This window comes from Streptomyces sp. SAS_270, from assembly GCF_052543295.1.
This window is the reverse complement of record NZ_JBMNDS010000009.1, coordinates 42,817-64,106: the sequence shown is the minus strand read 5'-3', so window position 1 is coordinate 64,106 and position 21,290 is coordinate 42,817. Positions and strand designations below refer to the sequence as shown.

Genomic DNA, 21,290 nt, shown 5'->3' with positions numbered 1-21,290 from the left:
GCGGTCTTCCGGCCCGCTTAGCATCATCAGCGCCGCCTCGTTCGTACGACTGTCTGGAGGCCCGGCGTGCCCGAAGCCGCACACGACGCCGATCCCGGTTCCATACCAGCCCCGCCCGAACCCGCCCCGTTCGCCCGGCGGCGTCCCGTGTTGCTCGCGGGCGCTGCCCTGGTGGCCGCAGTCGCGGTGGGAGCGGGCCTGCTGACGGCTGGGGGTTCCCGGCGCAGCGGTCACCCGGCAGCGTCGGCCGACGGCCTGCGGCACACCACCGTCGAGGTCACCCCCGCCGACTGCGGGCGCGGCTGGAACCACCCCGAGCCCGGCCGCCAGGTCTTCGACCTCCGAAACACCTCCAGCACGGCGGCGGAGGTGTATCTGACCGACGCGAGGACCGGAGCGGTCTACGGCGAGGTCGAAGGGCTGGCCCCGGGCACCGTCCGCCCGCTTCGGGTGACGCTCGGCAACGGCACGTACGCCTTCAAGTGCCTGCCCGACGACGCGGACGCCGTCACCGGCCCCACGGTCCGCATCACCGGCGCGAAGGTGAAGGGCGGTCCGGCCGCCGTGCCGGTCAGCCAGCAGGACCTCATCCCGCCCACGCTCGCCTACCAGAAATGGATCCAGGCCCGCACCGTCGAGCTGGAAAAGAGGACCGACGTGCTGCGCGCCGCGGTCGACCGCGGCGATCTCACGGCCGCGCGTGCGGCGTGGCTGCCCGCGCACCTGGTGTACGAGCGGATGGGCGCCGCCTACGGCACCTTCGGCGACGCCGACGGGGCGATCAACGGGACCACCGCGGGCCTGTCCGGCGGGGTGCACGACAAGGACTTCGCCGGGTTCCACCGGGTCGAGTACGGACTGTGGCACGGCGAGTCGGCCAGCAACCTGCGGGGCCCGGCCGATCAACTCGCCAAGGCCGTACGAGCACTGCGCAACAGCTGGCCCACCCAGCGGATGGATCCGGCGGACGTCGGCCTGCGCGCGCACGAGATCCTGGAGAACACCGTGCAGTTCGAGCTGACCGGCCGTACCAACTACGGCAGCGGCACCAGCCTGGCCACCGCCCGCGCCAACCTCGACGGCACCACCGTCCTGGTCGGGTATCTCCGGCCGCTGCTGAAGACCCGCGACACGGGCCTGGCCGGGCTCGACTCGTGGCTGGACCGCACCCGGCACACCCTCGACGGCTACAACCACGACGGCCGCTGGACGCCCCTCGACCACCTGACCCTCCCCCAGCGGGAAAAGGTCAACGCCGATCTTGGAGAGCTGGTCGAGCGGCTCGCCGACGTGGCCGCTCTCACGGATGTGCGGAGGACCGCGTGAAGCGCGTGAACGAAGTCGGCCGCCGGGGATTCCTCGCGAGCGCGGCAGCCGTGGCCGGCACCGGGCTCGTGGCCGCCGACCACAGCACCGCCTCCGCCGCGCCGACCGGCGCGTCCGCACGCGTGCCCTTCCACGGAGGCCACCAGGCGGGCGTCCTCACCCCAGCCCCACGCGCCGCAGCGTTCGTGTCCTTCGACACCACCGCCGACAACCGCGCCGAACTGCGGGAGTTGCTGCGCACGCTCACCGACCGCGCCCGGTTCCTCACCACCGGCGGTAGCCCGGACGAGCTGGGCATCACCGGGCCGCCCGCCGACTCGGGCACGCTCGGCCCCACCGTCCCGGCGGACGCGCTGACGATCACGGTCGGCGTGGGCGCCTCGCTCTTCGACGACCGTTACGGCCTCACAGCCCGCAAGCCCCGCCTGTTGACCGCAATGCCGTCGTTCCCCGACGACGATCTGGACCCCGCCTGGTGTCACGGCGATCTCAGCGTGCAGCTGTGCGCGGGCAGCCCGGACACGGTGCTGCACGCCCTGCGGGACATCGCCCGGCACACCCGCGGCGGCATGCAGGTGCGCTGGCGGATGGACGGCTTCATCAGCCCGCCCCGCCCGTCCGGAACCCCGCGCAACCACTTCGGCTTCAAGGACGGGATCGCCAACCCGGACGTCACCAGCGCGCGTGAGACGGACCGTCTGGTGTGGGTGGGCGCGGGTGACGGCGAACCGGCCTGGGCGACCGGCGGCAGTTACCAGGTCGTACGGCTGATCCGGATGCTGGTGGAGTTCTGGGACCGGGTCTCGATCACCGAGCAGGAGCGGATGTTCGGCCGGGCCCGCGACACCGGCGCGCCCCTGGACGGACGGCACGAGAAGGACACCCCCCAGTACGCCCAGGATCCCAAGGGCGACATCATCCCGCTGGACAGCCACATCCGGCTGGCCAACCCGCGCACCACCGCCAGCGCCGACCAGCGCATCCTGCGCCGCGGCTACAACTACGACCGGGGCACGGACAGCAACGGCAACCTCGACATGGGCCTGCTGTTCTGCTGCTACCAGCAGGATCTGGCCCGGCAGTTCGAGGCCGTGCAGAAGCGGCTGGCCGGTGAGCCGCTGGTCGACTACGTCTCCCCGTTCGGCGGCGGCTACTTCTTCGCGCTGCCCGGGGTGCGGGACACCTCCGACTGGTTGGGACGCGCCCTGCTGACGTGATCGGACCTGCACACCCGGATCAAAAGACGGTCAAGACACCATGAGAATCTCCTGACCATTCGTTCGCTCGCCCTTCATTGCCGCTCCCCCGCCCGGCCGCCACCATTGCCCAGGATCAGCCATCGATGCCATGGCCACGAATGGGCGTGGCAGCGGAACTCGGTGCTCCCGGAAGGCGAGACAGCATGATCGGCACAGGAAGAACCCCCGGCGCCCGACGCCGGTTGACGCGCGTAGGCGCCCTGCTCGGCGCGGCCGCCCTGGCCGTGGCGGGCGGAGCGGTCCCCGCGGCGGCGGCCTCGGCGCACGGCGGTCACGGCCACGGAACGCACACGGCCACGCCGATCAAGCACGTGGTGGTGATCTACCAGGAGAACGTCTCGTTCGACCACTACTTCGCCACCTACCCCAAGGCCGCCAACACCGACGGCACCAAGTTCAAGGCCAAGGCCCACACGCCGAAGGCCGACAACCTGCTCAACGCCGGGCTGCTGACGAAGAACCCGAACCTGTACGCTCCCAAGCGGCTCACTCCGGCGCAGGCGATGACGTGCGACCAGAACCATTCCTACGGCCCCGAGCAGTACGCGGCCGATGGCGGCAAGGCCGACAAGTACGTCGAGAACACCGAGGTCAGCAAGTGCACCGGGCTGTTCGGCGAGCCCGGTCTGGTGATGGACTACTACGACGGCAACACCGTCACCGGCCTGTGGAACTACGCCCAGCAGTACGCCATGAGCGACCGGTCCTTCAGCTCGGTCTACGGCCCCTCCACGCCCGGTGCCCTCAACCTGGTCTCCGGCCAGACGCACGGCGTCATCTCGGTGGACCCGGCCTCCGGCACGGAGAACCCGAAGCAGACGTCGACCCCGGACTCGTACACCGTCCTCTCGCCGGACGCCAAGGGCGTCGGCACGGTGATCAACGACCCCGACCCGGCCTATGACGACTGCTCCGGCAAGGACCACACCAGCACCAACGCCCTCGCAGCGATGCAGGGCGAGAACATCGGTGACCTGCTCAACGCCAAGCACGTGAGCTGGGGCTGGTTCCAGGGCGGCTTCAGGCCCAGCACCCCCTGGGACGGCAAGAGCGGCGACTACGCCAAGTGCGGCGGCGCCACGCACACCAACGTCGGCGGCGCCGCGGTGGTCGACTACAGCCCGCACCACTCCCCGTTCCAGTACTACAAGTCCACCTCGAACCCGCACCACCTGGCGCCGAAGAACATCGCCGAGATCGGGCACACCGGACGCGCCAACCACAACTACGACCTCACTGACTTCGACGCCACCCTCAAGGCCGGCCGCCTCCCCGCCGTCAGCTTCGTGAAGGCCGCCGAGTACCAGGACGGGCACGCCGCCTACTCCGACCCGACCGACGAACAGCACTTCCTGGTCAAGGAGATCAACGCGCTGCAGAAGTCTCCGCAGTGGAAGTCGACCGCGGTCGTTGTCGCCTACGACGACTCCGACGGCTGGTACGACCACGTCACCTCGAAGGTGCTCAACGGCTCGAAGGACTCCACGGTCGGCTCCAACGGCAAGGCCCTGGACGGCCCCGACTGCCAGGCCGGTCCGGCCGCCGCGGGCGGCTACGCGGACCGCTGCGGTCCCGGCACCCGTCAGCCGCTGCTGGTCATCTCCCCCTACAGCAAGGTGAACTCGGTCGACCACACCGCGACCGAGCAGGCGTCGATCACGAAGTTCATCGAGAACAACTGGCACACCGGCCGCATCGGCGACGCCTCCTTCGACCGGCGGGCGGGCAGCCTGAGCGGCCTGTTCGACTTCCGGCACCCCAACAACAAGCAGGTGCTGCTCAACGCGGACGGCTCGGTCAAGTCGGTGAAACCGATCCCGCACCACTACGCGCAGACGGCGTCGTCCGCCTCCACGGACGCCCCGTACGCGGCGTACGTGCAGGACCTCAAGGCGCAGAACGTCGCCGCCGCGAGCTCCGCCTCCCCTGCCCTGCCGATCGCCGTCGGCGCCGGTCTGCTGACAGCCGGCACGATGACCACCGTGTTCGCGCTGCGCCGCCGCAGGGCGCGTGCGGGGGCCCCGACGGCGGCCCTGTAGGCGCCGGCCCCCTCCGACGAAACCCGACGGTCCCGGCCAGGTACAGGCCGGGACCGTCTCCCTGTTTCCTCCTACTCGTCGGCGCTCCAGTGCTCGAATGCCGTCAGGTGCCGCTCGGAGGCGGCGAGCAGGTTGGTGTACACCTGGCGGGTGTCCGGGGCGGTGAGTCCGGACAGCGCCTTGTTCAGCGCGGCGATGTCGTCGGTCTCGACCGTGCGGCCCGCCTTCAGGGCTCCGGGCAGGCTGTCCTCTCCTTGCTTCAGGAGCCGGTCGTAGGCGGCCTGGACGCCCGGGTCGGTGAACTCCCCGGCCGGCTTGCCGGCGGTCGGATCGGTGACGTCGTAGCGGTCCAGCAGGGTGCGCACGGCGCTCAGGTGCTGGGTCTCCGCCGCCGCGATCCGCTCGAAGACCCGCACGTCGTAGCGTTCGGCGAACGCCGTGTAGAGGTCGTGCGCGAGCTTCTCCTCCTCGGTCATGCCCGCCAGCGTGGCCTTCTGGACGGTCGTCAGGGTGCCCTGCTCAGTCAGGGCGGCTCCGTTGCAGGTTCCGTCGTGCCGGCGGATGCCGTCCGTGTCTCCGCCGTGGAGGCGTCCCTGGTACTGAGCATTCATCAGCATGCTCCGGGACGTGGTCTGCGCGGCCGCCGGCGTGCCGCCGCCCGTGCCCGCGGTCACCGGGCCGACTGCCAGCACTCCGCCGATGGCAAGGGCGCCCGCGGTGACCGCTGTCGCGATCTTGATGTTGCGCTTCATGGCGAACCTCCTCGGGTCCGCGGGAGCGTTCTTGCGTTCCCGCACCGTCACCGTCGCGCCGGGCCCTGCAGTCGCCGTGCGGTGTGTGTGGAGACGGGATGGAGACAACCGCCGGGCGGGTTGGGCTGTTTGGCCCCTCCCGGGGGCGGGCGCGCGGCGCGTAGACGTGGGACATGGCCGACACGGTGCTCGTCGTCGAGGACGAGAAGGAGATCCGCGAGCTGCTGCGCCGCTACCTGGAGCGCGCGGGATACGGGGTGCTGACGACCGGCTCGGGTGCAGAGGCGGTGCGGCTTCTCGGTGAGCCGGGGATCGATCTGACGCTGCTGGATCTCGGGCTGCCGGACGTGGACGGGGACGAGGTGCTGCGTGAGGCCCGTGAGCGTGGGCGAGTGCCGGTGGTGGTGCTGACCGCGCGTACGACCGTCGAGGACCGCATTCATGGGCTGCGGCTGGGTGCCGACGACTATGTGACCAAGCCGTTCAGCCCGACCGAGGTGGTGCTGCGGGTGGGTGCGGTGCTGCAGCGGGCCCGGGGTACGGCGACGGGGGCGGCGCCGGTTGTGTCGTACGGCGAGGGACGGTTGCGGATCGACGAGGCCCGGCACGAGGCGGTGCTGGACGGCTGTTCTCTCGAGTTGACGCCGACCGAGTGGGGCCTGCTGACCGCGCTGGCGTCGGTACCGGGCCGGGTGTTCTCGCGCTATGAGCTGGTCAACCGGGTGCGCGGCTACGAGTTCGCCGGGTACGAGCGGACGATCGACTCGCATGTGAAGAACCTGCGGCACAAGTTCGGGGGCGCGGGGTCTGAGCTTGTCGAGACGGTGCTGGGTGTCGGCTACCGGCTGGGGTGGGTCCGTGATCCGTGAGCCGCGTGCGCCGCGCTCCAGCGTTCGGCCGTCCGGCGGGCTCGGCCCGCTCGGGCGGCGGCTGTTCGCCGCATTCGCCGTGGTGGCGCTAGCATCCGTGGCCCTGCTGACGGCCGCGGCGCTGATCGGAACCGATCGTGGGCTCAGCAGCGCCCACCACGCCGACCGCCGGCGGACGGCTTCCCAGGTGGCCGCTGCCGCCGCCGACGCCTACCGCACCGCGGGCGGCTGGACCTCGGCCGACCTGTCTGCGGCCCGGTCGCTCGCGTCCGGTGCTGGGGCGGTGCTCACCGTGCGCGATGCGGACGGCGAGGTGGTCTCCGGCAACTCCGGCTCGGGGGCGGAGGACGAGCATGGCATGTCCGGCTGGGGTCGCGGGCATCGCGAGCAGGGCATGGGCTCGGGCCCCGGCGCGAGCGCGGCCGTGGTGGTCGACGGCCATACCGTCGGCACGGTGCACCTGGTCTTCTCGGCCGGCTCCGGATCGGCGGGCCTGTCCGTCGCCTGGGGCTGGGTGGCCGCGGCCGCCGCCGGCGCGCTGGCCATGGCGCTGGCCGTGAGCTCGTTCGTCACCCGGCGCATGACGGCACCCGTCGTCCGGGTCGCGGGGGGCGCCCGGGCGCTGGCCGCCGGGGACCGCGGCGCACGGGCCCGGATCGACGCACCCGGTGAACTGGGCGACCTCGCCCGCGCCTTCGACGCCATGGCCGACGACGTCGGCCACGCCGAACAGGCCCGCCACCGCCTCGCCGCCGACGTCGCCCACGAACTGCGCACACCCCTGGCCTCCCTGCGTGCAGGGCTGGAGGAACTGCACGACGGCTACGCCGACCCGTCGGCCGGGCGCCTGGCGTCCCTGCACGACCAGGCCCTGCGTCTGGGCCGCATCGTCGACGACCTCGGTGAACTCGCCGAGGCCGAGTCGGCCCGGCTGTCACTGCACCTGGCCGAGGTGGATCTGACCGCCCTGGCCGACGCGGCCGTGGCCGAACGGGAGGCCGAGCTGCGCAGCGCCGGGCTGACCGTCCGCGCCGTCCCCGGCCCCGCTCCCCTGCCGGTCCGCGCCGACGCCGACCGGTTGCACCAGGCCCTCGGCAACCTGCTCAGCAACACCGCCCGCCACTGCCGCCCCGGCGACACCGTCACCGTCACCACGTCCGCCACGCCCACCGAAGCGCTCGTCGAGGTGGCCGACACCGGACCGGGCATCCCCGCCGACGAGCTGCCGCACGTCTTCGACCGTCTGTGGCGCGGCGACCGCGCTCGTGCCGGAGGCGGCAGCGGCATCGGCCTCGCCGTGGTCAAGGAGCTGGTCACCGCCCACGGCGGCACGGTCACCGCGGCCTGCGGACCGGGCGGCGGAACACGGATGACCCTCCGGCTGCCCAGGGCAGCGTCACCGGAATCACGGCTCGTGCCCGGCCCCGGCCGCGCGTCGCGAGTTACCTCCCGGGCAAATACCCCCAGGGGTATTTGACGCCCCGCTCCGACCCGCCGTACTCTCGCCAGAGAGATACCCCCGGGGGTAATTGAGGAGGCAAGGAAGTGGCTCTCGAAGTGACACAGGAAGCATTCGCGGCGGCCTGGGCCGACGGTGCACTCGTGGTCGACGTCCGGGAGGCGGACGAGTACGCGGCCGGACACGTGCCCGGCGCCCACCTGATGGCGCTGCGCACCGTGCCCGCCCGCTGCGGCGAACTGCGCGCCGACCGGCCGGTGTTCGTGATCTGCGCCAGCGGCAACCGCAGCCGGACCGCCGCCGACTGGATGAACTCCCGCGGCATCGACGCCTACTCCGTCGTCGGCGGGACCGGCGCCTGGGCCCGCGCCGGACGTCCGATCGCGGCCGGTTCGCACGAGCACGCCGCCTGACACCCCCGTCCGACACCGCCACACCGGCCAGCTGGAAAGGAGCCCTGCCTTGGCCGCCACCCCTTCCCCCTCCGCCGCCCCGATCTCCGGACGCCACCGAGTCGCCGTCATCGGCGGCGGCAGCGCCGGCATCAGCGTCGCCGCCCGCCTGCGCCGTGCCGGCGTCACCGACATCACCCTGATCGAACCGTCCGACACCCACTGGTACCAGCCGCTGTGGACCCTGGTCGGCGGCGGCCAAGCACCCCTGCGCAGCACCCGCCGCCCCGAGAACTCGGTAATACCCGACGGGGTGCGATGGGCCCGCCGGCGCGCCCTGGCCGTCGACCCCGAGGCCCGCACGGTGACCCTGTCCGGCGACGCCGAACTCACCTACGAGCACCTGGTCATGGCACCGAGCCTCCAGCTGGACTGGAACGGCGTGCCGGGCCTCGCCGAGGCCGTCGGGCACGACCGGGTGAGCAGCAACTACGCGCCCGAGTACGCCCCGCGCACCTGGGAACTCATCCGGCGGATGCGCTCGGGCACGGCCGTCTTCACCCACCCGGCCACCCCGCTGAAGTGCGGCGGCGCCCCGCAGAAGATCGCCTACCTGGCCGCCGACCACTGGCGCAAGCAGAGGGTCCTCAACGACATCCGCATCATCCTGGTGATCCCCGACCCGGCGATGTTCAAGGTGCCCGCCTGGTCACAGGTCCTGGAGAAGGTCGCCGCCCGCTACGGCATCGACGTACGGCTGCGCTCCGAGCTGGCCGCCGTCGACGGCGACGCACGCGAGCTCACGGTCACCGACCACGCGCTCGGCACCCAGGAGACCATCGGCTACGACCTCCTGCACGCCGTCCCGCCGCAGAGCGCGCCCGACTGGGTCAAGGCGAGCCCGCTCGCCGACCCGGCCAGCCCGCAGGGCTTCGTCGCGGCTGACAAGCACACCCTCCAACACCCTTCCTACGACAACGTGTTCTCCCTCGGGGACGTGGCGAACCTGCCCACGTCCAAGACCGGTGCCGCGGTGCGCAAGCAGGCCCCGGTCGTGGCCGGCAATCTGCTCGACGTCATGGACGGCCGTTCCCCCTCACACCGTTACGACGGCTACACGTCCTGCCCGCTGGTGACGGCCCGGGACCGGATGCTGCTCGCCGAGTTCGACTACGACCTCAACCCCACCCCGTCGTTCCCGCTGCTGGATCCGTTCAAGGAGCGGCGCACGATGTGGGCGTTCAAGCGGTACGGACTGCCGCCGATCTACTGGCGGGGCATGCTCACCGGCCGCCTCTGACCGGTCGGCCCGGGCATCCCCCGACCCGGGCCGACCACCACCCCTCCGCCCTCCGACATGGGCGGACCAGCGCCTTCTATATACCCCCCGGGGTAAGCCACCTCATCCGACATGGAGGTCACCCGACCATGTTCTTCGCCCAGTACTACCTGGACTGCCTCTCCCAGGCGTCCTACATGATCGCCGACGAGACCACCGGCAAGGCCGCCGTCATCGATCCGCGCCGCGACATCTCCGAGTACCTCACCGACGCCGCCGAGCACGGCTTCACCATCGAGGCCGTCATCAACACCCACTTCCACGCCGACTTCCTCGCCGGGCACCTGGAACTCGCCGACCGCACCGGCGCCTGGATCGGCTACGGGCAGCGCGCCGAGGCCGAATACCCCATCCACAAGCTGGTCGACGGCGAACGCATCACCCTCGGCGACGTCCAGCTGCGGATCCTCGAAACGCCGGGCCACACCCCGGAGTCGATCAGCGTCCTGGTGTACGAGCACGCGAGCGACGCCGTCCCCTACGGTGTCCTCACCGGCGACGCGCTGTTCATCGGCGACGTCGGCCGCCCCGACCTGCTCGCCTCCATCGGCGTGACCGCCGACGAACTCGGCAAGATGCTGTACGACACCATCCAGCACAAGCTGATGGACCTCCCGGACGCGGTCCGGGTCTTCCCCGCCCATGGCGCCGGCTCCGCCTGCGGCAAGAACCTCTCCACCCAGCGCCAGTCCACCATCGGCGAGCAGCGCGCCACCAACTACGCCTGCCGGCCCATGAGCGAGGAGAAGTTCGTGTCGCTGGTGACCGAGGGCCAGCCGTCCGCGCCCGCGTACTTCGTCTACGACGCCATCCTCAACCGCAAGCAGCACGGCCTGTTCGATGCAGCCGCCGCGCCCCGGCCGCTGTCGGTCGAGGAGTTCATGCAGCGGCGGGCGGCCGGCGCCGTCGTGGTCGACGCCCGTTCCCCGCAGGACTTCGCTCCGGGGTATCTGTGCGGCTCGGTCAACGTGCCCGCGGACGGCCGGTTCGCCGAGCAGGCCGGCATGGTCGTCGCTCCCGAACAGGACGTCGTCGTCATCGCACCGCAGGACCGCGAGGAGGAGGTCGTCACCCGGCTGGCCCGGATCGGCTTCGACAAGGTCGGCGGCTACCTTCGTGAGCCCGAGGGCGCCTTCCCGGCCCTGGCCGACGAGATGGATCAGGCCAGCCGGCTCACCGCCGACGAGCTGCGCCGTCTGCTGGACGGCGACGAGCCGCCGCTGGTGCTGGACGTGCGCAACACCGCCGAGCGCGAAGAGGGCCTTATCGAGGGCTCGTGGCACATCCCGCTGGCCGAACTCGCGCGCCGTATCGAGGAGATCCCGGCCGACCGTCCCTTGGTCGTGCACTGCGCCGGCGGCCACCGCTCCTCCATCGCCGCCAGCCTGCTGCGCCACCAGGGCCGTACCGACGTCTCCGACCTGCTCGGCGGCTACGGCGCCTGGCTCGCCCTGCCCTCCCCCACGCGAGGCTTCTCCCCCACCGCGGGGGGACCCCCACCCGCCGACGTCTGATCCACCCCGCTCCGGGCGGCGACCGAAGCACCGGCCGCCGCCCGCTCCCCATCGAGAAAGAACGCTTCATCGACAGCAGGGAACCCCCCGATGACCCTCCATGCCGACAAACCACGCCTCGGCCCCGCCGACCTGCGCGACCTGACCCGATCCGGCGAGGGCCCGCGCCTGCTGGACGTGCGCACGCCCGGCGAGTTCCGCACCGCCCACATCCCCGGCTCCTACAACGTCCCCCTCGACACCCTGCGCGAACACCGCGCCGAACTGCGCCACCACCTCGACGAGGACGTCATACTCATCTGCCGCTCCGGTATCCGTGCCGCCCAGGCCGAACAGGCCCTCGCAGAAGCCGGACTGCCCAACCTGCGCGTCCTCGACGGCGGCGTCATGGCCTGGGAGACCGCCGGCGGCCCGCTCACCCGCGGGCCCGACCGCTGGGACCTGGAGCGCCAGGTCCGGCTCGTCGCCGGAGCTCTCGTCCTGGTGACCGGCGTCGCGGGCGTGTTCGTGCCCGGAGTGCACCTGATCGGCACGGCCGTCGGTGCGGGGCTGGCCGGCGCCGCGCTCACCAACACCTGCGCGATGGGCGTGCTGCTGTCGAAGCTGCCCTACAACCGCGGCCCGCGCACCGACCTCGACACGGTCGTCGCCGCCCTGCGGGGCACGCCATGATCGCCGTCATCATCGCCGCGTCCCTGCTCATCGGTGTCAGCCTCGGCATCCTGGGCGGCGGCGGATCCATCCTGACCGTGCCCATCCTGATCTACCTGGCCGGCATGGAGACCAAGGAAGCCATCGCCACCTCCCTGTTCGTCGTCGGCGTCACCAGCGCCGCCGGCGTCGTCTCCCACGCGCGCGCCGGACGCGTCCGCTGGCGCACCGGGCTGCTGTTCGGCCTGGCAGGCATGACCGGCGCCTACGCGGGCGGCCGACTCGCCGAATTCTTCCCGGGCACCGTCCTGCTGCTCGCGTTCGCCCTCATGATGATCGCCACCGCTGTCGCCATGATCCGCGGTCGTCGGCAGGCACCCAAGAAGGTCCACCACGAACTCCCCGTCCTCCACGTCCTGCTGGACGGCATCGTCGTGGGACTGGTCACCGGACTGGTCGGCGCGGGCGGCGGCTTCCTGGTCGTCCCGGCCCTCGCGCTGCTCGGCGGGCTGCCGATGACCGTGGCCGTCGGCACCTCGCTGCTGGTCATCTCCATGAAGTCCTTCGCCGGCCTGGCCGGATACCTGGCCAGCGTGCACATCAACTGGGGCTTCGCCGCACTCGTCACCGCGACCGCCGTCGTCGGCAGCCTCATCGGCGGCCTGCTCGCCGGGCGCATCCCGCAGGACGCGCTGCGCAAGTCCTTCGGCTGGTTCGTCTCCGTCATGGGCATCTTCGTCCTCAGCCAGCAGACCGGCTCCGATCTGCGCCACACCCTGCTCACCAGCCCCTGGACGTGGGCCTCCGTGGCCGCGACGGCAGGGGTCACGTTCAGCTGGCGCATGCTGGGGCGCTCCGGCCGAACGCCGCAGCGGACGGGCGACACCCCGGCGGTGCCGGATGACGCAACCGAACCTGTGGCCTCGCTCGCCGTCCGCGCCGAGACCGCGCGCGGCAACGGCGTCAGCGCGTCGCCGCAGGACACCTAGGTACGGCACACGCGCCCCGAACCCAGCCCGAGGAGGTGTCCGGTGAACACCACCGAAGTCGTGAACACCGACGACAAGGCAGCGGAGTCGTGGGCCGAGGTGCTCAACCGGCTGCGACGGGCCCAGGGACAACTGGCCGCGGTCATCGCCATGATCGAGGCGGAACGCGACCGCAAGGACGTCGTCATCCAGTTGGCCGCGGTTTCCCACGCCCTGGACCGGGCCGGCTTCAAGATAGTGGCGGGCGGCATTCGCCAGTGCCTCACCGAACAACAACAGGGGCACGTCCCGCCGCTGAGCGAGGCCGAACTGGAGAAGCTGTTCCTGACGCTCGCCTGACCCGGACCCCGTAATCCCATCTCAGGGGGTGCAAGGTGATTTCCCGCGCCGTCGTCACCGACCGGTCCGTCCAGCCCGGCAACCACTGCCCCGACACTCGACCGACCCACCTTCTGACACCGGCAGCGGAGCAACGCGCCCGCCAGGATGTCCAGGAGCGGCTCGCACACCGATTCCCGAACCTCCCGCCCGAGACACTGGCGACGGCAGCGACGGAGGCGTTCGCGTTCTTCGCCGACGCCCGCGTACGGCACTACGTTCCCGTCCTGGCCTTCAAACGTGCCGCGAGGCAGCTGTCCGAACTCATCGCCGCCCTGGGCGACGAGAGGCGGCGAGACGTGAAACCGACCCCGAAGTGCGTCCTGGACCGATCCCGCCCCTGCAACGCCTGCATCGCCCCGGACCCCAGCAGCTGCCCTTACCCCTATCTGCTCGCGGGGGACGACACGATGGACCTGCACGACGACATCGACACGGACGACGATCCCGCGCACGCGGAGAAATGAGGCGCAGGACATGGACGCGGCGAGCTGGGACGAACGCTACCGCGGCAGCGAACTGGTCTGGAAGGCGGAGCCCAACCGCTTCGTCGCCGAGGAGCTGGCCGGTCTGAAGCCGTCCGGACGGGCGGTGGACCTCGCCGCCGGCGAAGGCCGCAACGCGGTCTGGCTCGCCGAACAGGGCTGGGAGGTGGACGCCGTCGACTTCTCCGCCGTGGCCCTGGAGAAGGCCGGGCGGCTGGCCGTCGACCGCGGTGTGCGGCTGCACACCGTCCACGCCGATCTCACCCTCTGGACGCCCGCGGAGGCGACGTATGACCTGGTGTTGATCGCTTATCTGCACCTGCCGTGGCCAGAGATGGCCCAGCTGCTGCCCCGGGCCGCCGCTGCCGTCCGCTCGGGCGGCACCCTGTTGCTCGTCGGCCACGACGCGGCCAACCCCGAGCACGGATACGGCGGCCCGCAGGACCCGCGCGTGCTCTACACCGCCGAGCAGGTCGCCGACCTGTGGCGGCCGTACGTCGACATCCTGCGGGCCGAGACGGCCTCCCGGCCGGTGACCGACGCCGAGGGCAACAGCCACACGGCCCTCGACGCACTCGTCCACGCCGTGCGGAGATGACACCGGTCGGCGCGTCAGGGCGCTCTACCGGGCCTGGTCGCCAGTTACCAGTCAGAGAGCTTCCGCAAAGGCCCGGACGGCCCCGGTCTTCCCCTTTCGCTCCGTGCACGCGATCCGCCGAGTCGCCCGTGTCGCCCGTGTCGCCCGTGTCGCGGAGAACGACGGCATGTGCACGAGGGGAACAACGCGGCCTCCCCGACTGCTGACCCTTATACCCCTCCGGGTATTCAGGTCATCGACGACACCTCTGTCGCGGACAACACCCGCCGGGGACCGTCACCCGACCCGGCGGAGGAGCGTGAGGACAATGGCGACGGCACGACGTGACCGACCTCCGGCGAGCGGGGACAGCTTTGTCGTGACCGCCTGCGGGCGCAGGATCGCCGTGCGATGCATGCGGCTCACGCCCGCGGAGCGGCCCATCAGCCGGGTCACCCTGGACGTGGGCCGCGACCAGGGCGGTGAGCCGGGCGTGTGGACGGCGCTCACCGCCGGCGAGGCACGTGACCTGGCCCGCCTGCTCCTCCTGCACGCCGGCCTGGCCGAGCACGGCACCGAGCCCGTCGGGCCGACGCCTGAGGACTCACCCTCGTACTGACTCGGGCACGCGTTCGGGTTACTCCAGTACGCGCAAGTACTCCCGGTCGCCCAGGAGTTCCAGGCGGCGCCAGAGCACGGGGTTGTCGGACGACTGACTGGCGTGACAAGCGATGGCGCAGCCCTGCCGCTCGCGCGGCACCGGTTCGACGACACGGCATTCGGCGGGGTCCCGCCCGAGGAAGGACGTACCGAACTCGGTGTTCAGCCGTTCCGCCACGTCCCGCGGCAAGGTCCACCCCAGGACGGCGACGCCCGTCCCGTGGGCGGCGAACAGCGCGGCGCTGGTGGCCCGTTGATGGTCCCGGTGCCCGGTGACGCCCCCGTGTCGAACACCAGCAGGTGCGTGGGGCGCTGCTCGTCGATGAGGCGGGTCACCTCCGCGGCGAGCAGCAGCAACGGCATGTCGTCGAGCGCTCCGTCCGGGTGTCCGGTCAGCTCCACGCGTTCGACGCCCAGTTCCCTTGCGGCGCAGGCGAGTTCGGCTACCCGCACGGTGCGCAGGTCGCCGGGCCTGCCATGCAGGGTGGACGCCTCGCCATGGGTGAAGCAGAGCACGGCCGTGGGCACACCCGAGTCGGACAGCAGGGCGAGCAGGCCGCCCAGGCCGAACGATTCGTCGTCGGGGTGGGCGACCACCGCCAGCACGCGCCGTATTGCGTCCGGCAGCCCGCCCCCGGCGCCCGTGCCGGCCATCTCAGGTGTAGATGATCTGCCCGCCGGCCGCGTGCTCGTAGAACTCGCCGACCGTGATGATGCCCTGGACCTGCTCGACCAGGTCGTCCTTGTCGAGTTCGAAGAGGTCGACGGATGCCTTGCAGGCGTAGATGCCCGCGCCGGTGTCGGCGATCATCTCGATGAACTCCGGGATCGGCGGGATGTCGAGCTTGTCCATCTTGCGTTCCATGTAGCGGGTGACCAGGTCCGGGACCCCTGGCATGCCGCCCAGCAGAGTCGGCAGGTGCAGGCCGGGGTTGCCGACGGTGGCCAGCTTGATGTGCTCCCAGTGCTTCTTAGTGATGGCGTCCAGGCCGAAGAAGGTGAAGAACAGGTCGGCCTCGATGCCCTCGGCGCGGGCGCCGTTGGCCATGATCAGGGCGGGGTAGATCCCTTCCAGGGAGCCCTTGGAGACGATGATCGAGACCTTCTCGATCGCGGCGGCACCAGTCATGACGGCTCACGCTCCTCAGATGCAGCCGCGCGGCTTGGGGATACCGGCGATCTTCGCGGCCGTCTTCGCCGGGCCCTTGGGGAAGAGCTGGTAGAGCTCCTTGACGCCGACACCGGATGTCTTGCCGAGGACGCGCACGGTGGGGCCGGTGCCCTTGGCCGCGTACTGCTCACGCATGAAGCGGATGACGACCCAGTGCCGGTCGGTCAGCGTGTCGACGCCGGCCTCCTTGGCGATCTGCTCGGCCATCGGCTCGCTCCAGCACGCGGGGTCGGTGAAGAAGCCCTCGTCGTCGACGGGGACGGCGATGCCGGCGTAGGTGGCGGTGGGCATGACGGTTCTCCTCTCTCGGGTGTCGGCCTCAGGTGCCGGCGTGCGCCTTGCCGTGCTCGGGCATGGCCGAGCCGATGCCGGGCAGGTCCCGGCCGGGCAGCAGGCTGTGCCAGTACAGCCACTCGAAGGCGAGCTTGCCGAGGTGGGCGGCGTGCGACTCCTTGAGCAGCGGCAGACCGACCGGGCCCGGGAAGTGGCCGGGCAGCGGCTCGGTGTCGTAGTTGAAGTCGATCAGCAACGCCTTGTGGAAACCCGTCTCCACGAAGCAGTTGGCGTGCCCGTCGAACGAGGCGTCCAGCGGCTGCCCGGCAAGGAACCGCTCGATGTTGTGCACCAGCACCTCACCCTCGAAGTGGGCCACCGATCCGGCCTTGGAGGCGGGCAGGCCCGCCGCGTCGCCGATGGCGAACACCTCGGGCCGACCGGGGAGTTGGAGGGTGTGCGGGTCGACGGGGACGAAGCCCAGTTCGTCGCCCAGGCCCTCGGAGCGTCCGACGTACTCGGCGCCGCCGTGCAGCGGGACGACGACCGCCAGGTCGAAGGGCACCTCCCGTTCGTCGTACGACACCAGCCGCCGGCGTTCGCCGTCGACCTCGCCGAGCGTGAACTCCGTGACCAGCTCGATACCCTTCTCCTTGAGCAGACCGCCCAGCGCCTTGGCCGCGACGGGCTTGGTGAACGCACCGTCCAGCGGGGTGGCGTAGGTCAGTTCGACCCGGTCCCGGATGCCTCGGTGCTGGAAGTACCAGTCGGCTAGAAATGCGAACTCCAAAGGCGCGACGGGGCACTTGAGGGGCAGGTCGGCGACGTCGATCACCAGGCGGCCGCCCTCGAAGCGTTCCAGCGCTTCGTGCAGGCCCACGGCTCCGGGGAGGTCGTAGAAGGTGAAGACCTTCTCGCGCCAGCCGGTTCCGGTCAGTCCCGCGGTCTCCTCCGGCAGCAGTGTCGCTCCGGTGGCGACCACGAGGAGGTCGTACCGCAGCCGGATGCCACCGGCGAGGTGCACGGTTCGTGCGTCCAGGTCGACCCGCTCGATCCGCGCCTGCTTGTAGTCGACGGCCGCGTCCAGCTGTCGGGGACGGGGGCGGACGAGGTGGTCGGGCCGGGCGAGCCCGAAGGGCACGAACAGCAGGCCGGGCTGGTAGAGGTGGTCGTCGTTCTGGTCGACGACCGTGATCCGGCACTCGCTCTGGTCGTACGTGCGACACAGGCGGTTGGCGGTCATGGTGCCGGCGGTTCCGCCGCCGAGAATCACGATGTGTTTGCCCATGACCCCACTGTCGTGCGTCAGACGACGGTCGGGCATGGGCCGCTGGTCCTCACACGAGTACCCACCCGGGTATGTCTTCGACTGGGCCCACCGGCCCCAGGACCCCATATGTCCGGCATGAACGCCCCGATAAAATACCCATCAGGGTATATCGCCGCACAAGCGGGCACGAGGGCTGAACGGTCCCCGGCGCACCCCGTCGGACCCTCACCCCGCCCCCGCACTCGGCGGTCGACTGGAATTCGGAGCAGTCGACATCAGCGAGAAGGGCTCGGCCATGACCGGCAGCACACCGCAGACCCTCAGCACGAACCGCACCCAGTCCGTGGACGTGCACCGACTGGAGGTCATCCACGTCGAGGGCGACGCCTACAGCGTGGACGTCCGCGAACACCGCCTCCAGGTCGACCAGCCGCTGGAGGCGGGCGGTACCGACACCGCGCCCACTCCCACCGAGCTCTTCGCGGCGTCGCTGGCCGCCTGTGTGGCGTTCTACGCGGGCCGTTACCTCGACCGGCACGGCCTGCCCCGTGCCGGTCTGCGGGTCCGCACCGAGTTCACCATGGCCGCCGATCGCCCGGCGCGTGTCGCCTCCCTGCGCCTTGTGATCGTCCCGCCGCCGGAGCTGCCCGAGCAGCGGCATGCGGCTCTGCTTGCCGTGGCCTCGCACTGCACGGTCCACAACACCCTCCATCAGCCTCCTGAGATCGACATCGAGCTGGAGCCATGAGTACGACCTCGGCTCCGGTCGTGTCGGCACTGCTGGACCGCATCCGCGGCGGCCTGATCGGCGACGACGAGGTGCTGGACGGGCCCTACGGCCCGAAGCGGATCGTCTACGCCGACTACACCGCCTCCGGCCGCTCCCTGGACTTCATCGAGGACTTCGTCCGCGAGCAGGTGCTGCCCTGCTACGGCAACACCCACACCGAGAGCTCCAGCACCGGGTTGCAGACGACCCGGCTGCGCGAGGACGCCCGCCGGATCATCCGCGACGCGGTCGGCGGCACCGAGGACGACCTGGTGATCTTCTGCGGTTCGGGCGCCACCGCGGCGGTGAACAAGCTGGTCGGCATTCTGGAACTGCGCCGCCCCGACAAGCCGCCCGAGGCCGAGCGTCCGGTGGTGTTCGTCGGCCCGTACGAGCACCACTCCAACGAACTGCCCTGGCGGGAGTCGATCGCCGACGTCGCGGTCATCGACGAGGACCCGGACGGCCACATCGACCCGGCCCGGCTCGAAGAGGGACTGCGCCGGTACGCCGACCGCCCGCTGCGCATCGGCAGCTTCTCCGCGGCCTCGAATGTCACCGGCATCCTCACCGACACCGACCGCATCTCAAGCCTGCTCCACACGTACGGCGCCCTGTCCTTCTGGGACTACGCGGCGGCCGGTCCGTACATCCCCATCCGGATGACCGAGACCGCTCCGGGCGCCGGGGACCACAAGGACGCGCTGTTCCTGTCCCCGCACAAGTTCGTCGGCGGGCCGCAGACCCCGGGCGTGCTCGTCGTGCGCCGCGAGCTGGTGCGCAACGCCGTGCCCACCGCGCCCGGCGGCGGCACGGTCGCCTTCGTCGATCCCCTCGGCCACCGCTATCTCGACGACCCGGTGGCCCGCGAGGAGGGCGGCACCCCCGCGATCGTCGAATCCATCCGGGCAGGGCTCGTCTTCACCCTCAAGCAAGCCGTCGGCGCCGACACCATCCAGACCGCGGAGGAGCGGCACTGGCGCCGCGCGCTCGCGGACTGGGACCGCAATCCCGGCATCGAGATCCTCGGCAACCACCACGCCCGCCGCCTGTCCATAGTCTCCTTCCGCATCCACCACGGCGCGCACGCCTACCTGCACCACAACTACGTCGTCGCCCTGCTCAACGACCTGTTCGGCATCCAGGCCCGAGGCGGCTGCTCCTGCGCGGGCCCCTATGGCCACCGCCTGCTGGCCATCGACGCCCCCACCTCCCACGCCCTGCTCGACGAGGTCGTGCACGGCTGTGACGGCATCAAGCCCGGCTGGATCCGCGTCAACTTCAACTACTTCATCAGCAACACCGTCCGCGACTACCTCATCGACGCCGTCGATCTGATCGCCACACACGGTCACCGGCTCCTGCCCGACTACCGCTTCGACGCGCACACCGGACAGTGGCGCCACCACAGCAGCCCCACCGAGCCCCCGCTGCGGCTGACCGACGTGCGCTTCGGCGTCGACGGGCGGATCTCCGCCCCGGCCGTCCGCCACCCCCGGCTGGGCGAGGAGGCGCTGTCCGGTCAACTCGCCCGCGCCCGCGAGGTACTGGCCGCTCGTCCCGACCGGCTCGGCGACGGCCCCACCGGGCTGCCGGCCGACTTCGAGCGCATGCGCTGGTTCCCGCTGCCGCCCACCTGTGTGGAACAAACCCGCTCCGGTACCGGTTGAACCGAGCAGACCAAGATACCCCACCGGGTATACAGGAGCGGAGGGCAACCCCATGCCGACCGTCGAACTGACCAAGGACAACTTCGAGGAGACCGTCACCGGCTCCGAGATCCTGCTGATCGACTTCTGGGCCGCCTGGTGCGGACCGTGCCGGATGTTCGGCCCCGTCTACGAGAAGGCCGCCGAGCGCCACCAGGACATCGTCTTCGGCAAGGTCGACACCGAGGCACAGCCCGAACTCGCCGGCGCCTTCCAGATCTCGTCCATCCCCACCCTGATGGCGGTCCGCGACCGGACCGTCCTGTACTCGCAGCCGGGCGCGCTGCCACCGCAGGCGCTGGAGGAACTCATCGGGAAGATCCGCGCCGTCGACATGGAGGCCGTGCGCCAGAAAGCCGCTGCGGGCTCGGCGGAAGCGAACTGAGGGGCTCAGGCACCCACCGCGCGATTGCGCGGGGTCTTGGGTCGCAAGCGGTCAGCGGCCGCGAAGAGCTGCGAGCGCGGCGTTCAGGTCGGCCGTGTGCGGGCGGTTGTGCGGCAGCTTGCCGAGCACGGCCGCCATGCCGCAGGTGCCGGTCAGGGCGGAGAAGACCAGGCCGCCCGCCATGCCGGCCGAGATCAGCAGGAGGGCCGGATGCACGAGCAGGCCCAGAACCAGGCCGACGAGGACCAGGCTGCCGGCGGTGAACCGCACCTGGCGTTCCATGCTCCAGCCGGCCCGCGTTTCGCAGGCGGCCGGGGTGTGCAGGTCGTGCCCCTCGGCGGCCCAGGCCCCGGTGCCCCCGGCCAGCGTCGCCGTGGTGACGCCCTGCCTGGCCAGCAGCTTGCAGGCGTTCTCCGAGCGCACGCCCGAGGCGCACACGACGAGGACGTCACCGCGCCCGGCGGCGTGCCGTATCTCTGGCAGCGCCCGCCGGACGTGATCCAGGGGGATGTTCAGGGCGCCGGGCAGATGGCCGGAGGCGTACTCGGCGGGCGTGCGCACGTCGATGACGGTCAGCTCGTGCAGCCGCGTGCGGGCCTGGTCCGTGCCGAGGGTGACAGGGGTCGGGAAGTTGGTCATGACAGGTGTGATCCTTAATGGTCGACGCCGCCCCGAACCGGGACGTACAGTACCCCTAGGGGTATTTTTCGAGGAGTGATCGTGGAACTGGAGCTTGAGGGTGCGGACCTGAAGGCCGTGCTGAACCGGCTGCGCCGGGCGCAGGGTCAGATCTCCGGGGTGATCCGGATGATCGAGGAGGGGCGCGACTGCGAGGACGTCGTCACCCAGCTCGCCGCCGCCTCGCGCGCGCTGGACCGGGCCGGTTTCGCGATCATCGCGACGGGCCTGCAGCAGTGCGTGACCGACATGGAGTCCGGACGCAAGAACGGCGAGGACCCCGAGGCGATGCGCGCCCGTCTGGAGAAGCTGTTCCTGTCCCTGGCCTGAGGGCCCTCGCCGCGGC

General features: G+C 71.2%; 25 protein-coding genes. 18 read left to right on the top strand and 7 right to left on the bottom strand.

Going from position 1 to position 21,290, the window contains the following annotated elements; genetic code table 11:
- Positions 1–66 precede the first annotated feature (66 nt).
- The 3 genes from ACN6LB_RS08765 to ACN6LB_RS08755 all read left to right on the top strand — a co-directional run bounded on the left by ACN6LB_RS08765 (position 67) and on the right by ACN6LB_RS08755 (position 4,624).
- The gene (locus ACN6LB_RS08765) at positions 67–1,326 is read left to right on the top strand and encodes an EfeM/EfeO family lipoprotein (protein ID WP_445025279.1); all 1,260 of its coding nucleotides are present in this window, start codon (positions 67–69) and stop codon (positions 1,324–1,326) included.
- Positions 1,323–2,543 (top strand): iron uptake transporter deferrochelatase/peroxidase subunit, encoded by a 1,221-nt coding sequence (gene efeB / locus ACN6LB_RS08760; protein WP_445025278.1) that lies wholly within the window; start codon positions 1,323–1,325, stop codon positions 2,541–2,543. Before ACN6LB_RS08765 ends, efeB begins: the two co-directional genes overlap by 4 nt.
- Positions 2,544–2,728: 185 nt before the next feature.
- Positions 2,729–4,624 carry a phospholipase C gene (locus tag ACN6LB_RS08755; RefSeq protein WP_445025277.1) on the top strand — a complete coding sequence of 632 codons (1,896 nt, stop codon included), beginning with the start codon at positions 2,729–2,731 and terminating at the stop codon, positions 4,622–4,624.
- Positions 4,625–4,695: 71 nt separating this feature from the next.
- Here the strand turns inward: ACN6LB_RS08755 and ACN6LB_RS08750 are convergent, their stop codons facing one another.
- The gene (locus ACN6LB_RS08750; RefSeq protein WP_445025276.1) at positions 4,696–5,376 is read right to left on the bottom strand and encodes a DUF2202 domain-containing protein; all 681 of its coding nucleotides are present in this window, start codon (positions 5,374–5,376) and stop codon (positions 4,696–4,698) included.
- A 173-nt stretch (positions 5,377–5,549) separates the two neighbouring features.
- Here ACN6LB_RS08750 and ACN6LB_RS08745 point away from each other — a divergent pair, with 173 nt between their 5' ends.
- From ACN6LB_RS08745 to ACN6LB_RS08695, 11 genes are all read left to right on the top strand, one after another.
- Positions 5,550–6,245 (top strand): response regulator transcription factor, encoded by a 696-nt coding sequence (locus tag ACN6LB_RS08745; protein WP_445025275.1) that lies wholly within the window; start codon positions 5,550–5,552, stop codon positions 6,243–6,245.
- Positions 6,235–7,722, top strand: coding sequence for a sensor histidine kinase (locus ACN6LB_RS08740; protein WP_445025274.1), 1,488 nt, complete (start codon positions 6,235–6,237; stop codon positions 7,720–7,722). The genes ACN6LB_RS08745 and ACN6LB_RS08740 overlap by 11 nt, the downstream gene beginning before the upstream one ends.
- Before the next feature lie 68 nt (positions 7,723–7,790).
- Positions 7,791–8,117, top strand: coding sequence for a rhodanese-like domain-containing protein (locus tag ACN6LB_RS08735; protein ID WP_445025273.1), 327 nt, complete (start codon positions 7,791–7,793; stop codon positions 8,115–8,117).
- Positions 8,118–8,166: 49 nt separating this feature from the next.
- Positions 8,167–9,396 (top strand): FAD-dependent oxidoreductase, encoded by a 1,230-nt coding sequence (locus ACN6LB_RS08730; RefSeq protein ID WP_445025272.1) that lies wholly within the window; start codon positions 8,167–8,169, stop codon positions 9,394–9,396.
- A 128-nt stretch (positions 9,397–9,524) separates the two neighbouring features.
- A complete protein-coding gene (locus ACN6LB_RS08725; protein ID WP_445025271.1) occupies positions 9,525–10,949 on the top strand; it encodes an MBL fold metallo-hydrolase in 1,425 nt (474 codons plus the stop codon).
- Positions 10,950–11,039: 90 nt separating this feature from the next.
- Positions 11,040–11,621: a rhodanese-like domain-containing protein gene (locus ACN6LB_RS08720; protein WP_445025270.1), complete on the top strand. Its 582-nt coding sequence runs from the start codon at positions 11,040–11,042 to the stop codon at positions 11,619–11,621.
- Positions 11,618–12,589, top strand: a complete 972-nt coding sequence (locus ACN6LB_RS08715) for a sulfite exporter TauE/SafE family protein (protein ID WP_445025269.1) — start codon at positions 11,618–11,620, stop codon at positions 12,587–12,589. Before ACN6LB_RS08720 ends, ACN6LB_RS08715 begins: the two co-directional genes overlap by 4 nt.
- 60 nt (positions 12,590–12,649) lie before the next feature.
- Positions 12,650–12,928: a metal-sensitive transcriptional regulator gene (locus ACN6LB_RS08710; protein ID WP_445025388.1), complete on the top strand. Its 279-nt coding sequence runs from the start codon at positions 12,650–12,652 to the stop codon at positions 12,926–12,928.
- A 35-nt stretch (positions 12,929–12,963) separates the two neighbouring features.
- Positions 12,964–13,434: a three-helix bundle dimerization domain-containing protein gene (locus ACN6LB_RS08705; protein ID WP_445025268.1), complete on the top strand. Its 471-nt coding sequence runs from the start codon at positions 12,964–12,966 to the stop codon at positions 13,432–13,434.
- 10 nt (positions 13,435–13,444) lie between these two features.
- Positions 13,445–14,050, top strand: a complete 606-nt coding sequence (locus ACN6LB_RS08700) for a class I SAM-dependent methyltransferase (RefSeq protein ID WP_445025267.1) — start codon at positions 13,445–13,447, stop codon at positions 14,048–14,050.
- A gap of 394 nt (positions 14,051–14,444) precedes the next feature.
- Positions 14,445–14,648: a hypothetical protein gene (locus ACN6LB_RS08695; RefSeq protein ID WP_445025266.1), complete on the top strand. Its 204-nt coding sequence runs from the start codon at positions 14,445–14,447 to the stop codon at positions 14,646–14,648.
- 18 nt (positions 14,649–14,666) lie between these two features.
- On the opposite strand, the gene ACN6LB_RS08690 is transcribed toward ACN6LB_RS08695, so the two are convergent.
- Genes ACN6LB_RS08690 through sqr form a run of 5 tightly spaced genes read right to left on the bottom strand, consistent with a single transcriptional unit; the run spans position 14,667 to position 17,421 of the window.
- Positions 14,667–14,867 carry a hypothetical protein gene (locus tag ACN6LB_RS08690; RefSeq protein WP_445025265.1) on the bottom strand — a complete coding sequence of 67 codons (201 nt, stop codon included), beginning with the start codon at positions 14,865–14,867 and terminating at the stop codon, positions 14,667–14,669.
- Positions 14,852–15,343 carry a PIG-L family deacetylase gene (locus ACN6LB_RS08685; protein WP_445025264.1) on the bottom strand — a complete coding sequence of 164 codons (492 nt, stop codon included), beginning with the start codon at positions 15,341–15,343 and terminating at the stop codon, positions 14,852–14,854. Before ACN6LB_RS08685 ends, ACN6LB_RS08690 begins: the two co-directional genes overlap by 16 nt.
- A 1-nt stretch (position 15,344) precedes the next feature.
- The gene (locus ACN6LB_RS08680) at positions 15,345–15,818 is read right to left on the bottom strand and encodes a DsrE/DsrF/DrsH-like family protein (protein WP_445025263.1); all 474 of its coding nucleotides are present in this window, start codon (positions 15,816–15,818) and stop codon (positions 15,345–15,347) included.
- Between the two features lie 15 nt (positions 15,819–15,833).
- Positions 15,834–16,151: a TusE/DsrC/DsvC family sulfur relay protein gene (locus ACN6LB_RS08675; RefSeq protein WP_445025262.1), complete on the bottom strand. Its 318-nt coding sequence runs from the start codon at positions 16,149–16,151 to the stop codon at positions 15,834–15,836.
- Positions 16,152–16,179: 28 nt separating this feature from the next.
- Positions 16,180–17,421 carry a type III sulfide quinone reductase, selenoprotein subtype gene (gene sqr / locus ACN6LB_RS08670; RefSeq protein WP_445025261.1) on the bottom strand — a complete coding sequence of 414 codons (1,242 nt, stop codon included), beginning with the start codon at positions 17,419–17,421 and terminating at the stop codon, positions 16,180–16,182.
- A 277-nt stretch (positions 17,422–17,698) separates the two neighbouring features.
- On the opposite strand from sqr, the gene ACN6LB_RS08665 reads away from it, so the two are divergent.
- Genes ACN6LB_RS08665 through trxA form a run of 3 tightly spaced genes read left to right on the top strand, consistent with a single transcriptional unit; the run spans position 17,699 to position 20,266 of the window.
- Complete coding sequence (locus ACN6LB_RS08665; RefSeq protein WP_445025260.1) at positions 17,699–18,151, top strand: OsmC family protein; 453 nt, start codon at positions 17,699–17,701, stop codon at positions 18,149–18,151.
- Positions 18,148–19,842, top strand: coding sequence for an aminotransferase class V-fold PLP-dependent enzyme (locus ACN6LB_RS08660; protein ID WP_445025259.1), 1,695 nt, complete (start codon positions 18,148–18,150; stop codon positions 19,840–19,842). The genes ACN6LB_RS08665 and ACN6LB_RS08660 overlap by 4 nt, the downstream gene beginning before the upstream one ends.
- A gap of 52 nt (positions 19,843–19,894) precedes the next feature.
- Positions 19,895–20,266 carry a thioredoxin gene (gene trxA / locus ACN6LB_RS08655; protein WP_445025258.1) on the top strand — a complete coding sequence of 124 codons (372 nt, stop codon included), beginning with the start codon at positions 19,895–19,897 and terminating at the stop codon, positions 20,264–20,266.
- Positions 20,267–20,317: 51 nt separating this feature from the next.
- Here the strand turns inward: trxA and ACN6LB_RS08650 are convergent, their stop codons facing one another.
- The gene (locus ACN6LB_RS08650; protein WP_445025257.1) at positions 20,318–20,905 is read right to left on the bottom strand and encodes a rhodanese-like domain-containing protein; all 588 of its coding nucleotides are present in this window, start codon (positions 20,903–20,905) and stop codon (positions 20,318–20,320) included.
- A gap of 81 nt (positions 20,906–20,986) precedes the next feature.
- Between ACN6LB_RS08650 and ACN6LB_RS08645 the strand changes: the two genes are divergently transcribed.
- Complete coding sequence (locus tag ACN6LB_RS08645) at positions 20,987–21,274, top strand: metal-sensitive transcriptional regulator (protein WP_047017838.1); 288 nt, start codon at positions 20,987–20,989, stop codon at positions 21,272–21,274.
- Positions 21,275–21,290: the final 16 nt, after the last annotated feature.